The organism is Mycobacterium sp. SMC-2, assembly GCF_025263485.1.
Taxonomy (GTDB): Bacteria; Actinomycetota; Actinomycetes; order Mycobacteriales; family Mycobacteriaceae; genus Mycobacterium.
In genome coordinates this window covers 2,114,095-2,128,074 of sequence record NZ_CP079863.1, presented here as the reverse complement: position 1 = coordinate 2,128,074, position 13,980 = coordinate 2,114,095, and the positions used below count along the sequence as shown (strand labels likewise).

The following is a 13,980-nucleotide window of genomic DNA, read 5'->3' as shown; positions in this document are numbered from 1 at the left end:
GGGCAGGTTCGGCCGGTGAGGAGGTGCTGGCGTGACCGACCCGCAGGACCCGTATTGGCAGAACCCCTACACCTACGACCCACTCGGCCGGGTCCCGCCCGCCCCGCCCCCGGTGGAACCGCCGGTCTTCGCTCCGCCGGCCGAACCGCCCTACCGACGGCCCGTCAACGTGCTCGCGACGCTGTCGCTGGTATTCGCATTCGTGTTCGCGCCCGTCGGGGCGATCCTGGGGCACGCCGGGCTGGCGCAGATCCGTCGCACCGGCGAGCTCGGCCGGGACCGCGCCCGGGCGGGGCTGGCGCTGTCGTATGCGTTCATCGCCGTCGGCGTGGCCGCCCTGGTGGCGTGGGCCACCCTGGGCGCCGGCCCATCCACGCAGACCGCCGCGCCCGCCCCCAGCACGGCCGCGGCGCCGCCGGCGCGCCCGGGGCCGGTCGCGCCGGACGCCCTGGCGGCGCTGCTGCCGGGCGCCGACGCCCTGAAGAACATCACGTCCGACCAAAACATCGAGGCAGGCCAGACGTGGGACCATCCGGGCCGCTCCACCGCGGAGGGCGCCATCGACCGGCCGGAATGCTGGAACAGCGTCGCCCCTGACACGCCGGACGCCTACACCGGTGACGGCATCGCCGGGTACTACGCGGCGGAGTTCCACGACTCGCGCAGCTTCCTCAAGTCCACCCAGGTGATCCAGGGGGTCGTGGCCTTACGCGACCCGGCGACGGCCCAGGCAAAGCTGGCGGAGTTGTTGTCGGGATGGCGCGACTGCGGCGGCTCGACCGTGACCCTGACGAAGCCCAACGGGGATTCGCTCCGATTTTCGGTCGGCGAACCCGCCGACGCCGGCAACGGCATCACCACGCTGGACCTCACGCCCAGGGGGCTGCAGATCCGCTCGGCCCGGGTGATCGCGGCCAAGGCCAACGTCATCGTCGACCTGATGGTCTCCTGCAGCGGCACGACGGACGGCGGCCAACCGCGGTCGGCCGGGCTGGGCATCGCCGGCTACGTGCTGGGCAAGCTCCCTGGCTAGGGTGTGCCCATGAAGTATCTCGACGTCGACGGGGTGGGACGGGTAAGCCGGATCGGCCTGGGCACCTGGCAGTTCGGTTCGCGCGAGTGGGGCTACGGCGAGGGCTACGCCTCCGGCGCCGCGCGCGACATCGTGCGCCGCGCCCGCGCCCTGGGGGTCACGCTGTTCGACACCGCCGAGGTGTACGGATTCGGAAGGAGCGAGCGGATTCTCGGCGAGGCGCTCGGCGACGAGCGCGCCGACGTCGCCGTGGCCAGCAAGATCATGCCGGTCGCGCCCTTCCCTGCCGTGATCAAGCAGCGGGAGCGCGCCAGCGCGCGGCGGCTGGGCCTGGACCGCATCCCGCTCTACCAAATCCACCAGTCCAACCCGCTGGTTCCGGACACGGTGATCATGCGCGGCATGCGCGACCTACTCGACAGCGGCAAGATCGGCGCGGTCGGCGTCTCCAACTACTCGCTCGAGCGGTGGCGCAAGGCCGACGCCGCGCTCGGGCGGCCGGTCGTCAGCAATCAGGTGCACTTCTCGCTGGCGCACGCCGGCGCCCTGGAGGACCTGGTGCCCTTCGCCGAGCGGGAGAACCGCGTCGTGATCGCCTACAGCCCGCTCGAGCAGGGGCTGCTGGGTGGCAAATACGGCCTGGACAACCGTCCCGGCGGCGTTCGCGCGCTGAACTCGCTGTTCGGCACCGAGAACCTGCGCCGCGCCGAGCCCCTGTTGCAGACGCTGCGCGACGTCGCGACCACCGTAGGCGCTAAGCCGGCGCAGGTGGCGCTGGCCTGGCTGATTAGCTATCCGGGCGTCGTCGCCATCCCCGGCGCGTCCAGCGTCGAGCAGCTCGAGTTCAACGTCGCGGCCGCCGACATCGACCTGCCCCCGGACGCCCGCGAGGCGCTGACCGGGGCGGCCCGCGCCTTCCGGCCGGCCTCGGCCGGGCGTTTCCTGACCGACCTGATCCGCGAGAAGCTGGGCCGCTAGGGCGACGGCGGCGACCCGCTTCGCCCGGCTTCGCCGCGCTCGCGATCGCCGCTAGGGCGACGGCGCGGAATCCGCGAACACGGCGGTGCTGGCGGGCGCGCCCCTGGCCACCACCACCGGCATCGAGGTGGCGGCGTTCGTGCGCAGGATCGTGTGCACCACGTCGATGAGGTCCTCGACCGGCATCAGCTTGCCGGGCATGCAGCCGTTCGACGCCCACAACGGGACGGCCTTCATGGCGAGGTCCATGTCCCAGCCGACGTTCATGCCCGTCGCCGCGTCGCCCTCGCCACCCGGGCACTCCCCGACGATGAGAGTGGTGAAACCGATGTCGGGGTGTTCGGCCCGCCACGCGTCGACCATTCGCTCCAGGGCCGCCTTGCTGACGCCGTACGCGCCCAGGCCCGGCCACGGCGGCCCGAACGTGCCCGCGTCCGACGACAGGTAGACCGCCTTGCCCGCGGCGGCCGTCAGGTGCGGCACCGCAGCGGCGGTCACCAGCGCCGCGCCGATGACGTTGGTGTCGAAGATGCGCCGCCAGGTGGCGGCGTCGGTGTCGACCATGCGGACCAGTGGCCCGACGGCTGGGGTGTAGACGATATTGTCGATGCCGCCCAGGGCGTCGGCGGCGGCGGCGATCGCCGACCGGCACGATGCCTCGTCGGTGACGTCGCATTCGATGGCGGTCGCGCCCGGGCCGGCCTCCTTGGCCGCCGCTTCGATGCGTTCGCGGCGGCGGGCCAGCAGCGCGACCTGGTCGCCGCGCTGGGCCAGGCCGACACCGATGCAGCGACCGAGCCCGCTCGAGGCGCCCACCACCACTGTCCTTGACATATTCGCCCTCTCTTGTAACGAGCTGCCGTCGGCAAGAACCTACCGGATATCACCCGGCGGATGGCGATAGCTCGGCTACTCAATTGCGGACGACGGTGTTCCGGGCCCCCAACTTGGCCTGGTACATGGCCGCGTCCGCGCGGGCCGTGATCGTGTCCACCGAGTCGCCGGGAAGGGCAAGCGTGGCCCCGATGCTCAGGGTCGCGGAGAACGTCTGGCCGGAAACCTGAATCGGTTCGGCGGCACGACAGCGGATCTTCTCGGCGATGTGGGCGAGCTCGCCGGCGCTGTGGACGCCGGGCAGCAGGACGAGTATCTCGTCGCCTCCCGTCCGGCCCACGGTGTCGCCCCGGCGAACGCTTTCCTGGATTCGTGCCGCCAGGCTCGTGAGTACGAGATCGCCGGCGCCGTGTCCCCAGGTGTCGTTGATTTCCTTGAAATGGTCGACGTCGCAGAACAATACGCCGACGTATGTTCCGGCGCGTTGCGGTTGCTCCAGCGCGCAGGCGAGCCGGTCGAGGGCCTCAGCCCGGTTGACCAGGCCGGTCAGGGTGTCGTACCGGGCCAGCCGTTCCAGTCGTTGCTCCGCCTTCACCTGGTCGTCGACGATGCGCACCGCGGCGATCAGGCCGTCGACGTTCCCCTCGGCGTCGACGTACGGTTTTCCGTGGCCCTCGACCCAGTGGTAGGTGCCGTCGGCGGAGCGGACCCGGAACCGTTGCATGACCGATTCGCCGGCGGCGACCCTGCGCAGCGCGGCGTTGACCGTCTCGATGTCCCGCGGATGGATGTGGCGGTCGAAATCCGAGCCGCTCCAGCCCTGCGGGGGTCGTCCCAACGCGGCCTTCACGGACGGCGAGACCCACGCAATCTCGCCGTCGCGCAGGTGCACGACGATGTCCACCGCGTTGTCGGCGAGGATGCGATAGCGCGCCTCGGCGTCGGCGCGTTGCTTGCTGACCAGCTCCTTCTCGATCAGCAGTCTGTGCTCGCGCTGGATGAAGAAGAACGTGATCGCCCCGACTATGGCGGTGCCAAGCAGTATCGAGAAGGTCCATTCCGCGTGCTGGCCCAGCTCGAGCCGCAGGAACAACGGCCTCGCCAGGGCTACGACGATCGGAAAGCCGGCGAGGATGGCCGCCAACCGAAGCAGTGACTTCCGGTCGGGTCTGGCGAGCAGCCAGGCGACCGGAGACCGGTCGGGGCGCGCCAGCGACGTCGCGGCGGCGAGCAGCAGCAGGGCCACGGCCGTCATGAGCGCCTGGCCGGTGGAAGGCGAGAAGCCGACCAGCGCCAGGGCGCCGAACAAGTAGGCGCCGACCGTGACGAACGGGATGGCGCCGCCGGCCGCCGTGCACGCGGGCCACACGACGCAGGTCCGCCGATCCACTCGGATCAGCGCGGCGGCGGCCGCCAGGGGCAGGACCGACAACGCCGTCTGCGGGCTGGGACGCCCCGGCCAGGTCTGCTGCGACGTGCGCACCGCGTCGCCGAACCACACCAGGTCCAGGCCAGATGACGGCCCACCGGCGGCATACTCCACCAGGGTGACGCCGGCAAGGGCACCCACCGCCAGGGCCGCGCCTCGCCCGGCCCACACCCTCCCCCGCGATGGGCGACCCGACTGGAGCTGGATCGCCGCACCTAGGGCTACCAGCCACAACGCAGTCCACGGCATCATCTGCGGCCAGGCCGGATCGATCCGGGTCAGCCGGTCGATGCCAGTCGCCCAGCCCACCCACGTCATGGCGGCAAGGGCAAACACCACCAGCAAGGCGATCCGTCTGCACCAAGCCACGTCGTTCAGGCACGCTTCGGGGCTCGGGCTCTCCATCGGCTGTCCCTTCTTTCCCCCGCGGCGGCGCAACCGAAATTGTGCGCGAACGGCCCGCCGATGTCTGGGGGAAAAGGTAATCAACCTCCGGGCGAAAGGTCACCAATGCCGGCAGCTCGGCAGAGCCGTCAGACGATCATCCGGGCCCGTCAGGCCGCGTCCGGGGCCTGCAGCACCACGGCGGTGTGCGCGTCCACGGTGAGCGTGCCTCCACCGGGCACCTCGTCGGCAGGCGTCTCCTCCTCGGGCCCGGTGAAGACCACCAGTTGCCAAGCCGCGCTGAATTCCTTTGGTGGCAAGGTGAATTCGATCGGCTCGTAGTGGGCGTTGAAGCACAGCAGGAACGAGTCGTCGAGCACCCGCTGGCCGCGCGCATCGCGGTCGGGGATGCCGTGTCCGTTGAGGAACACCGCGACGGACTTCGCGAATCCCGCGCCCCAGTCCTCCTCCGTCATCTCGGCGCCCTCGGGGGTGAACCAGGCGATGTCGGGCAGCCCGTCCTGGCCGCGGCGGCCCAGCGGCTTGCCGGAGAAGAACCGGCGCCTGCGGAACACCGGGTGATCGGCGCGCAGCGCCGACACGACGCGGGTGAACTCCAGCAGGCCGCTGTCCGCTGTTGCCCAGTCGATCCAGGTGAGCTCGTTGTCCTGGCAGTAGCCGTTGTTGTTGCCGTTCTGCGTGCGGCCCAGCTCGTCGCCGTGGCAGATCATCGGCACACCCTGCGACAGCAGGAGCGTGGTGAGAAAGTTGCGCTGCTGGCGGGCGCGCAGCGCGTTGACGTCCGGGTCGTCGGTCGGCCCCTCGGCGCCGCAGTTCCACGACCGGTTGTGGCTTTCGCCGTCGTTGTTGTCCTCGCCGTTGGCCTCGTTGTGTTTCTCGTTGTAGGACACCAGGTCGCGCAGCGTGAACCCGTCGTGCGCGATGACGAAGTTGATCGAGGCGACCGGTCGGCGCGCGGTGTGCTCGTAGAGGTCGGCGGACCCGGACAGGCGGTAGGCGAACTCGTCGAGGGTGGCCGGCTCGCCGCGCCAGAAGTCGCGGACGGTGTCGCGGTACTTGCCGTTCCACTCGGTCCACTGCGGCGGGAAGTTGCCGACCTGGTAGCCGCCCGGCCCGACGTCCCACGGCTCGGCGATCAGCTTGACCTGGCTGATCGTCGGATCCTGTTGCACCAGTTCGAAAAACGTCGCCAGCCGGTCCACGTCGTAGAACTCGCGGGCCAGCGTCGCGGCCAGGTCGAAGCGGAAGCCGTCGACGTGCATCTCGAGCACCCAGTAGCGCAGCGAGTCCATGATCAGCTGCAGCGCGTGCGGGTGCCCGACGTTGAGGCTGTTGCCGGTGCCGGTGTAGTCCATGTAGTAGCGCTTGTCGTCGTCGACCAGCCGGTAGTAGGCGGCGTTGTCGATCCCGCGCATGGAGAGCGTCGGACCCATGTGGTTGCCCTCGGCGGTGTGGTTGTAGACGACGTCGAGGATGACCTCGATGCCGGCCTCGTGCAGCGTGCGGACCATCGCCTTGAACTCCTGCACCTGCCCACCGGGAGACGTGGCGCTGGAGTACTTGAAGTCGGGCGCGAAGAACCCGATCGTGTTGTAACCCCAGTAATTCGAGAGCCCCTTGTCCACCAGGGTGGAGTCGTTGGCGAAGTGGTGCACCGGCATCAGTTCGATGGCGGTGACGCCGATGCTCTTGAGGTGCTCGATGATCACCGGGTGAGCGACGGCCGCGTAGGTGCCGCGCAGCTGCTCGGGGATGTCGGGGTGGGTTTGGGTCAGGCCCTTGACGTGCGCCTCGTAGATGACGGTGTCGGCGTACTGGTGGTCCGGCGGCCGGTCGTTGCCCCAGTCGAAGTAGGGGTTGATCACCACCGACTTGGGCATGAAGGCGGCGGAGTCGTCGTCGTTGCGGCTGTCCGGGTCGCCGAAGTTGTAGCTGAACAGCGCCTGGTCCCACTCAAAATTGCCGTCGATGGCCTTCGAATAGGGGTCCACCAGCAGCTTGTTCGGGTTGCACCGCAGTCCGTTCGCCGGGTCGTATGGGCCGTGCACGCGGTAGCCGTAACGCTGGCCGGGTTCGATGCTGGGGATGTAGGCGTGCCAGACGAACCCGTCGACCTCGGGCAGCGTGACCCGGCTCTCCTTGCCGTCGGCGTCGAACAGGCAGAGCTCCACCCGCTCGGCCACCTCGCTGAACACGGCGAAGTTGGTGCCCGCCCCGTCGTAGGTGGCGCCGAGCGGATAGGCGCGGCCCGGCCACACCTCTCCGGTGGGCGTGGGAACGGGGGCTTCTGCGGATGTCATGGCGCAGTTGATACCCGACCGACGCGGCGGTCAAACCGCGCCCGCGGCCGGGGATGCCGCGAGGGTGCAACCGCCGACGCCTGCTCTCGAGAAACGCGTCGCCCGTTGCACTTTCGCGGCCTAAGGCTTCAAGATGATCTTCACCGCGCCGTCCTGCTTCTTCTGGAAGATCTCGTAGGCGTGCGGGGCCTGGTCGAGGGGCAGTACGTGGGAGGCGAACGTATCCACGCCCAGGGGGTCGTCGTCGGTCAGCAGCGGCATGATGTCGTCCACCCACCTCTTCACGTTCGCCTGGCCCATCCGCACGGTGACCTGCTTGTCGAAGAGGGTGAGCATCGGCAGCGGGTCGGCCATCCCGCCGTAGACGCCGATCAGCGAAATGGTTCCGCCGCGGCGCACGATGTCGATGGCCGAATACAGGGCGCTGAGCCGGTCCACGCCGGCGGTTTGCATGAGCCGCTTGGCGAACACGTCCGGCAGCAGTCCGGTGGCCTGCTGCGCTAGCTTGGCCGCCGGGGAACCGTGCGCTTCCATGCCCACCGCGTCGATGACGGAGTTGGAGCCCCGGCCGTCGGTCAGGTCCCGGATCGCGTCCCCCAGCGAGGAGTCGAGCCGTCCCAGGTCGACGGTGTGGATGCCGCGTTGTGCGGCGCGTGCCAGGCGTTCGGGCACCAGGTCGACGGCGATCACCCGATACCCGAGGTGATCGGCGATCCGCGCGGCCATGTCACCGATGGGACCCAGGCCCAGGACGGTGACCGCGCCGCCGTCCGGGATGTCGGCGTACGCCACCGCCTGCCAGGCCGTGGGCAGCACGTCGGACAGATAGACGAACCGCGAATCCGGCGGCCCCACAGGGACTTTGATGTGGGTGAACTGCGCCTGAGGGACGCGCAGCAGTTCGGCTTGGCCGCCGGGGATTTCGCCGTAGAGCTCCGAGTAGCCGAACAGTGCCGCGCCCATGCCCTGCTCGCGCACCTGGGTGGTCTCGCATTGGGTGTAGAGCTGGTGGTCGCACATGTAGCAACTGCCGCAGGAGATTTGGAAAGGGATGACGACCCGGTCCCCGACCCGCAAATCGCCCGTTTCGCCGCCGACCTCACGCACGATCCCCATGGGTTCGTGCCCGAGGATGTCCCCGGGCTTCATGAAAGCCCCGAGAATCTCGTAGAGGTGCAGGTCCGACCCGCAGATATTGGTCGACGTGACTTCGATGATGGCGTCGGTGGGCTTCTCGATCTTCGGGTCGGGCACCGATTGCACCCGCACGTCGCGCTTGCCATGCCAGGTGACAGCTTTCATGTGCGAGGCACATACCCGTCTGGCGGCCGCCGAAACGCGGCCGTCAGCCGTGCCGGCGCTTGAGCGGACGCTCGCTGTCGATCAGCGATTTCGCGACGTCGGTGAGCCCGCATCCTGCGCCGACGGCGCGTGCAGACCGACATCACCACCTGTACGCGATCCCGCGTGGCGTCAACCGGTGGGCGGTGGCCTACCTGACCGAAGCGCTGTTCGCCCGGTCGGTGGTCTCCATCGGACTCGCGTCCGAGGAGGACTCGCAGTTCGCGGCCAGCGAGGGCATCCCGATGCCGAAGACCGGCTGAGGGCGTCTCAGCCCTCGGCCGATCGCTGCGCCATCGCGTAGGCGAGCTGGAGGAAATCGGCGCCGGCCAACACGGTGAAGACACCCGCGATCAGGCGAGTGAATCGCGGCGCGAACACCAGGCCGATCGCAAAGCCGGTCGCCACCCACATGTCCAGGCAGAACGGGCAGGTCAGCAGCTCGCCCAGGCTGTGGCGCAACGGGCTTTCGTCGCGCACCTCCTCCATCACCTCCGCCGGTCCGCCACTGCCCGCGAAGCGGGTGAACGGCGCGCGCAGCGGGCTCGTCACGGCGTCCTTGGCCAGGGTCCGCGAGAGCTTGTGGGTGCCCAGGGTGACCGTGACCAGGTCCTGGATGCGCCAACGCTCCGGTAGCGTGCGCCCGCGCAGCAGTGCGGCCGCGGTCGCGACGGCCACCACGACGCTGTAGATCACCAGCACCGCCAGGTAGCCGCCCAGCGGCCGGGGCTCGTCGCCGCGGTATACGTCCGCTTCCCGCCGTGCGCCATCGACCACCTGGGCCTTGGCCTCCGCCACCTCTCCCATTGCGTCTCCTTCAACTCAAAGGCACACCGACCTGGGTACCCGATGTGGCTGAGCGCAATCGGAGGACCGCAGGAACCCTCAGGCGTCCTCGTCGCAGAGTTCGGCGGCCCGCCGCGAGGACCTCGCGGATTTGGCGGCCTTGCGTAGGGTCCGGTTGGTGGACCGCAGATCGGTGTTGGCCGCCGAGAGCGTCGCGTTGTGGTCCTCGAGTTCGAGGATGCGGGCCACGCCGGCCAGGTTGATGCCGGCGTCGACCAGCTCGCTGATGCGCTTGAGCCGGGCCAGGTCTTGCGCGCTGTAGCGGCGGGTCCCGCCATCGCTTCGCGCCGGCGTGACGAGCCCATAACGTTCGTACAGGCGCAGCGACTGCACCGCGATGCCGGACAGTTCGGCGGCCACCGAGATGCCGTACACGCCGTGATCGGGCGCCGGGGCGCCGAACTCGCCGCGTTGGTCGGTCATCGCGCGTCTCCTCGAAGCTAGCGGGCTTAGATAATGTATTTAACACACTTGCGGGATAGTGTCGACTATGTTATATCAAATCTATGTCATTAGACATAGGTACTAGCCAGACCACAGCCTAGATTTCCAGTGAGAGGTGACCACCATGCTGATGCGTAGCGACCCCTTCCGTGACCTCGACCGCCTTACCCAGCACGTGCTCGGCACGGCCGCCCGGCCGGCGGTGATGCCGATGGACGCCTCGCAGCGCGAGGTCATCAACGCCTGATCGCCCGGTGGGGCGGCGGGCTCGGGTCCGTGTGCAGCAGGCCGCCGCCCCCCGGCTCAACGGCAAGGATTCAGACGCGACATGAAGTGGGAACTGGACGGTCAATCCGCCAGCGTCGAACAGGCCCTGGCCGGCGGTGCCGAGCAACCGGCCGGCTGGTTCCGGTTCTACTTCGCCGATCAGCGCTGGGAGTGGTCGGAACAGGTGCAGCGCATGCACGGATATGAGCCGGGCAGCGTCACACCCACCACCGACCTGGTGCTCTCGCACAAGCACCCGGACGACCGCGGGCAGGTCGCGGCCACCATCGATCAGATCGTGAACACCCGCGAGGCGTTCAGCACCCGCCATCGGATCGTCGACACCGCCGGCAAGCTGCACCACGTCGTCGTGGTGAGCGACCGGCTCTTCGACGACGACGGCGACGTCGTGGGAACGCACGGGTTCTACATCGACGTCTCCCCGGCCCCGGACCAGGAGGAGGTCGTCAGCGCCAAGCTGGCCGAGATCAGCGAGAACCGGGCCGGCATCGAACAGGTCAAGGGCATGCTGATGCTGGTTTACGGCATCAGCGAGAGCGCGGCCTTCGAAGTGCTCAAATGGCTTTCCCAGCAAGCGAATATCAAGCTGCGACCGCTTGCCGAACAGATCGCCGAGGACTTCCGGGCCGCCGGCCTACGTCTCGATGCCCAATCGAAGTTCGACCATTTGCTGTTGACCGCGAATCGGCGGGTCGCCCAAGCCGCAGAGTCATGACGTCTTGCGGCGCCGGGTACGGGCCGCCGCAATCAGTTGCGCCATGCCCGCCTCGATGCCGAGGGCGAGCGCGTCGATATCGGGGGCGGTGTCGTAGTCGGCGGTGATGCCGAAGACGAAATTGTCGGCGTAGCTGAGCATCGCGACGCCGGTGCGCACTTGAAGCGCGATCGGCGGGATCGGCAGCAGCTCCAGCACCCGACGGCCCATCAGGCGCTGCCGGCTCCGCGGGCCGGGAACGTTGGTCGCCAACCCGACCACCGCTCGTTGGGGCAACCGTGAAAGCAAGCGAATCGTCCACGCGGACAGGGCAAACGGGGTGCGTTTTGCCGCTACGACCACCGCGCTGGCGCCCTCGCTCTGCCCGCTGGCCTTGGCGCGGGTGAGCCGGTCGTGCACCAGCTTCAGCTGCCGCACCGGGTCCGCCTCGTCGACGGGGAGCAACGGCAGCATCGCCGAGACCCGGTTGCCCGCGACATTGAAGTGGTCCACCGCGCGGACGGAAACGGGAACGAGCGTGCGCAGCGAGTCCCGGCCCGGCTGCTCCCCCCGCGCCAGCAAGACGCCGCGGTAACTGTTGGTGATCGCGGCCAGCGCAACGTCGTTCAGCGTGACCCCGAACGCCCTGGCGACCTTGTGCATGTCTCTCAACCGGGCGCGGGCCACGCTGTACCGCCGCATCGTGGTGACCGGCCCGTGCAGCGACGATTCGGGGGCCGGGTGCAGCAACGCGGCCGCCAGCTCGGCCGCACCGATGGCGGCGTGTTCGGCCGCGGTCACCGCACCGAACGCGCGGCGAGCGATGTCGCTCGCCCAGCTCAGCGGGTTGAGGCTCACTTTGGATCGAACCGCCTGCGGGACCGGCAACTTGGCGGCGCCGACATCGGCGGCGAAGCTGTCGCCGTCGGCGTCGTCGCTGAACTTCGCCAGCAGCTGCGCCGTCGCGATGCCGTCGGCGATGCAGTGGTGAACCTTGGTCAGCACCGCCCACCGGCCCTCGCTGAGCCCCTCGATGATCCAGCACTCCCACAGCGGGCGTTCGCGATCGAGCCGGCGCTCCATCAACGTGGCGATCAACTCGAACAGCTCGGGGTCGCCGCCCGGCTGCGGCAGCGCGATGCGGTGCACGTGGCGCGCCAGGTCGAAGTGCGGGTCGTCCACCCATTCCGACGGCCGCAAATCGAACGGATGGGTCCGCAGGACTTGCCTGCAGCGTGGGATCATCTCGACCCGCTTGGCGAACGAAGCGACGAACTCCTCATACGCCGGGGCCGGACCCTCCACGATCGACACCCCGCCCACCGCGAGGCTCACGTGTGGATCGGAGTCTTCGACCTCCAGGAATCCGGCGTCCAGGGGCGTCAATTGCTCCATGGTCGTTCCTCTTTCCCGGGAGGCTGGCAGTACAGCGCGGCGCCCGCCGTGACGCCCGCCCCGGCGGCCACCAGTAAAGCCCGCGCGCCCGGGCGAAGCCGGCCGACCTGCCCTCCGAACGCGGCCGCGAGCGCGGCGGTGTGCATCCGTTCGTCGTCGGCGACGATGATCTGCGCCGCAGGCACTTTGAGGCGATCGCCGAGCGCGGAACTGAAGCCAGCACGCGCGGGGGCGGCGATGACCATGTCGACGTCCGACGGCACGAGACCGTGGGCATCCACGCAGGCCCGCGCCGCATCGGCGGCGGCCGCGGCCAGCCGGTCGTCCAGATCGGCCGACTCGGTGAAGCGCAGGACGTTGCGCGAGTCGGCGAAACCCACTGTCGCCGTGAGTGCCTCGGCGTCCGCACCGTCGGTGTTCACCCACGACACGCGACCGAGCCCGTAGTCGTCGTCGGACCATCCGCACAACACGGCCGCCCCGGACGCCGAAAACGGGAAGTGCTCGCTCAGGCCATGGCCGGGGTCGGCGTCGCTGGCCAGGATGAGCGCGCGGCGGATGCTGCGCGCCCGCAGGAAGCCGTCGACGATCTGCAGGGCGGTCAACACGCCGCAGGTGCCGTTGGCGACGTCGAAGGAGAAGGTGCCGTGACCGCCCGGGTGCGGATCCTCGGGATTGGCGCCGATGTCGTCCTGGATCAGCGCCGCCAGCGCCGGCTCACCCATGTTGCGGTCCCGGTAAATCCCCGCATTGACGATCAGATCCAGGTCGGCCGCGTCGCAGCCGGCCCGCTGCAGGCAGCTCTTGGCCGCATTCACGGCGAGGTGCAGCGCGCTGTGCCTGTGCCGCCAGCGCGGCGCCGCGACGTCCACTTGGTCAATCACGGTGCCCATAGCGGCCCACCAAATCCTCGTCCAAGGTCAACAAGACCACGCCTATTTCCAGTCCCGACGCCAGCGCGATCAAGGCGACGGTTTCTCCCGGCGCGATGTGGCCGGCCTCCAGCTCCTCGACCAGTGCGACCGTGTGGGTCGTCGACGCCGTGTTGCCGTAGCGGTCCACGGTGATGACCGCGTCGTGGCGGGGCAGGTCGCCGAAGGACTCCGACACGCGGGCCATCCCCTTGCGGATGGCGCGCGCGGACGTCTGGTGGGTGATCACGTGGTCGATGTCGTGGATCGAAATCCCTGCGGCCTCGAGAACTTCGTGCAGCAGCAGCGGCGTGTCGGCGATCGCGGCGCGATGGATCCCGCGGGCGTCGGTGAACATCCGCGCGCCGGGATCGTGGCCCTGCGGGTAGGCGAGGCAGAGCCTGCTGTAGTCGGCGACGGTGGTGAAGCCGGCGAGGCTGATGCCCGCGGACCCGGCCGGGGCGCGCTCCAGCAGGAGCGCCGCGCCCGCATCGCCGAGGGTCAGCGAGGCCAGTTCCTTGCTCATGATGCTGCGGATGTGGCGGGCGGCGTTCTGGCCGAGCTGGGAGATGTATTCACCGCTCACGACCAGCCCGCGCTCGATGGCGCCCTGGCGGATCCAGTTGTTCACGATGGTCACTCCGGTCAGCATCCCGGCGCACGCGTTGGACACGTCGAAGGTCATGGCGCGGTGCGCGCCGATGGCCCGGGCCACGGCCCCGCTCATCGTCGGTTCCAGCCATTGGGTGAGGCCGCCGCGGAATTTGGTGATGCTGCAACTGATCACCACGTCGAGCGAGGCCGCGTCCTGCCCCCCGGTGGCCAGGGCATTGCGCGCGGCCGAGGTGGCCAGGGAGTAGGAATCCTCGTCACCCACCGAGACGCGGCGCTCACGGATCCCGGTCAGCCGCTCCAGGTCGATGTGGGTGCGGTGGCGCGTCGTCGCCATCAATTCCGCTGTGCTCAGGTGGGTTTCGGGTAGATGCCGCCCCGCGCCAGCCACCCGCGCGACGAACGGGACCGGGGTGCCGTCCCCGGCGGTCTCCATCACCAGCCAACGCCGGACCATCGCAGCGACCTCC

Annotated in this window: 13 protein-coding genes and 1 pseudogene; 5 read left to right on the top strand and 9 right to left on the bottom strand. The window is 69.3% G+C overall.

Annotation, left to right across the window (positions count from 1 at the left end; genetic code table 11):
• The first annotated feature begins 31 nt into the window (after positions 1 to 31).
• Complete coding sequence (locus KXD96_RS10095; RefSeq protein ID WP_260744435.1) at positions 32 to 1,033, top strand: sensor domain-containing protein; 1,002 nt, start codon at positions 32 to 34, stop codon at positions 1,031 to 1,033.
• A gap of 9 nt (positions 1,034 to 1,042) precedes the next feature.
• Positions 1,043 to 2,011, top strand: a complete 969-nt coding sequence (locus KXD96_RS10090) for an aldo/keto reductase (protein ID WP_260744434.1) — start codon at positions 1,043 to 1,045, stop codon at positions 2,009 to 2,011.
• Positions 2,012 to 2,062: 51 nt separating this feature from the next.
• Here KXD96_RS10090 and KXD96_RS10085 read toward each other — a convergent pair whose 3' ends face one another.
• The 4 genes from KXD96_RS10085 to KXD96_RS10070 all read right to left on the bottom strand — a co-directional run bounded on the left by KXD96_RS10085 (position 2,063) and on the right by KXD96_RS10070 (position 8,281).
• Positions 2,063 to 2,833, bottom strand: coding sequence for an SDR family oxidoreductase (locus tag KXD96_RS10085; protein ID WP_260745302.1), 771 nt, complete (start codon positions 2,831 to 2,833; stop codon positions 2,063 to 2,065).
• A 91-nt stretch (positions 2,834 to 2,924) separates the two neighbouring features.
• A complete protein-coding gene (locus KXD96_RS10080) occupies positions 2,925 to 4,679 on the bottom strand; it encodes a sensor domain-containing diguanylate cyclase (RefSeq protein WP_260744433.1) in 1,755 nt (584 codons plus the stop codon).
• Positions 4,680 to 4,828: 149 nt separating this feature from the next.
• Positions 4,829 to 6,979 (bottom strand): glycogen debranching protein GlgX, encoded by a 2,151-nt coding sequence (glgX, locus tag KXD96_RS10075; protein ID WP_260744432.1) that lies wholly within the window; start codon positions 6,977 to 6,979, stop codon positions 4,829 to 4,831.
• A gap of 120 nt (positions 6,980 to 7,099) precedes the next feature.
• On the bottom strand, positions 7,100 to 8,281 hold the full coding sequence (locus KXD96_RS10070) for a zinc-dependent alcohol dehydrogenase (protein ID WP_260744431.1): 1,182 nt from the start codon (positions 8,279 to 8,281) through the stop codon (positions 7,100 to 7,102).
• A gap of 137 nt (positions 8,282 to 8,418) precedes the next feature.
• On the opposite strand from KXD96_RS10070, the pseudogene KXD96_RS10065 reads away from it, so the two are divergent.
• Positions 8,419 to 8,583: pseudogene (locus tag KXD96_RS10065) on the top strand (NAD(P)/FAD-dependent oxidoreductase); the annotation flags it as partial.
• 7 nt (positions 8,584 to 8,590) lie between these two features.
• Here KXD96_RS10065 and KXD96_RS10060 read toward each other — a convergent pair.
• A complete protein-coding gene (locus KXD96_RS10060) occupies positions 8,591 to 9,127 on the bottom strand; it encodes a DUF1360 domain-containing protein (RefSeq protein WP_260744430.1) in 537 nt (178 codons plus the stop codon).
• 78 nt (positions 9,128 to 9,205) lie between these two features.
• Complete coding sequence (locus KXD96_RS10055) at positions 9,206 to 9,589, bottom strand: helix-turn-helix transcriptional regulator (protein ID WP_260744429.1); 384 nt, start codon at positions 9,587 to 9,589, stop codon at positions 9,206 to 9,208.
• Positions 9,590 to 9,734: 145 nt separating this feature from the next.
• On the opposite strand from KXD96_RS10055, the gene KXD96_RS10050 reads away from it, so the two are divergent.
• Positions 9,735 to 9,857 (top strand): hypothetical protein, encoded by a 123-nt coding sequence (locus KXD96_RS10050; RefSeq protein ID WP_260745600.1) that lies wholly within the window; start codon positions 9,735 to 9,737, stop codon positions 9,855 to 9,857.
• An 81-nt stretch (positions 9,858 to 9,938) separates the two neighbouring features.
• Positions 9,939 to 10,613 carry a PAS and ANTAR domain-containing protein gene (locus KXD96_RS10045; RefSeq protein ID WP_260744428.1) on the top strand — a complete coding sequence of 225 codons (675 nt, stop codon included), beginning with the start codon at positions 9,939 to 9,941 and terminating at the stop codon, positions 10,611 to 10,613.
• On the opposite strand, the gene KXD96_RS10040 is transcribed toward KXD96_RS10045, so the two are convergent.
• Genes KXD96_RS10040 through KXD96_RS10030 form a run of 3 tightly spaced genes read right to left on the bottom strand, consistent with a single transcriptional unit; the run spans position 10,608 to position 13,967 of the window.
• A complete protein-coding gene (locus tag KXD96_RS10040; protein ID WP_260744427.1) occupies positions 10,608 to 11,987 on the bottom strand; it encodes a wax ester/triacylglycerol synthase family O-acyltransferase in 1,380 nt (459 codons plus the stop codon). The genes KXD96_RS10045 and KXD96_RS10040 overlap by 6 nt on opposite strands.
• The gene (locus tag KXD96_RS10035) at positions 11,975 to 12,880 is read right to left on the bottom strand and encodes a 3-oxoacyl-[acyl-carrier-protein] synthase III C-terminal domain-containing protein (protein WP_260744426.1); all 906 of its coding nucleotides are present in this window, start codon (positions 12,878 to 12,880) and stop codon (positions 11,975 to 11,977) included. The genes KXD96_RS10040 and KXD96_RS10035 overlap by 13 nt, the downstream gene beginning before the upstream one ends.
• Positions 12,864 to 13,967 (bottom strand): 3-oxoacyl-ACP synthase III family protein, encoded by a 1,104-nt coding sequence (locus KXD96_RS10030; RefSeq protein ID WP_260744425.1) that lies wholly within the window; start codon positions 13,965 to 13,967, stop codon positions 12,864 to 12,866. The genes KXD96_RS10035 and KXD96_RS10030 overlap by 17 nt, the downstream gene beginning before the upstream one ends.
• Between the last annotated feature and the right edge of the window lie 13 nt (positions 13,968 to 13,980).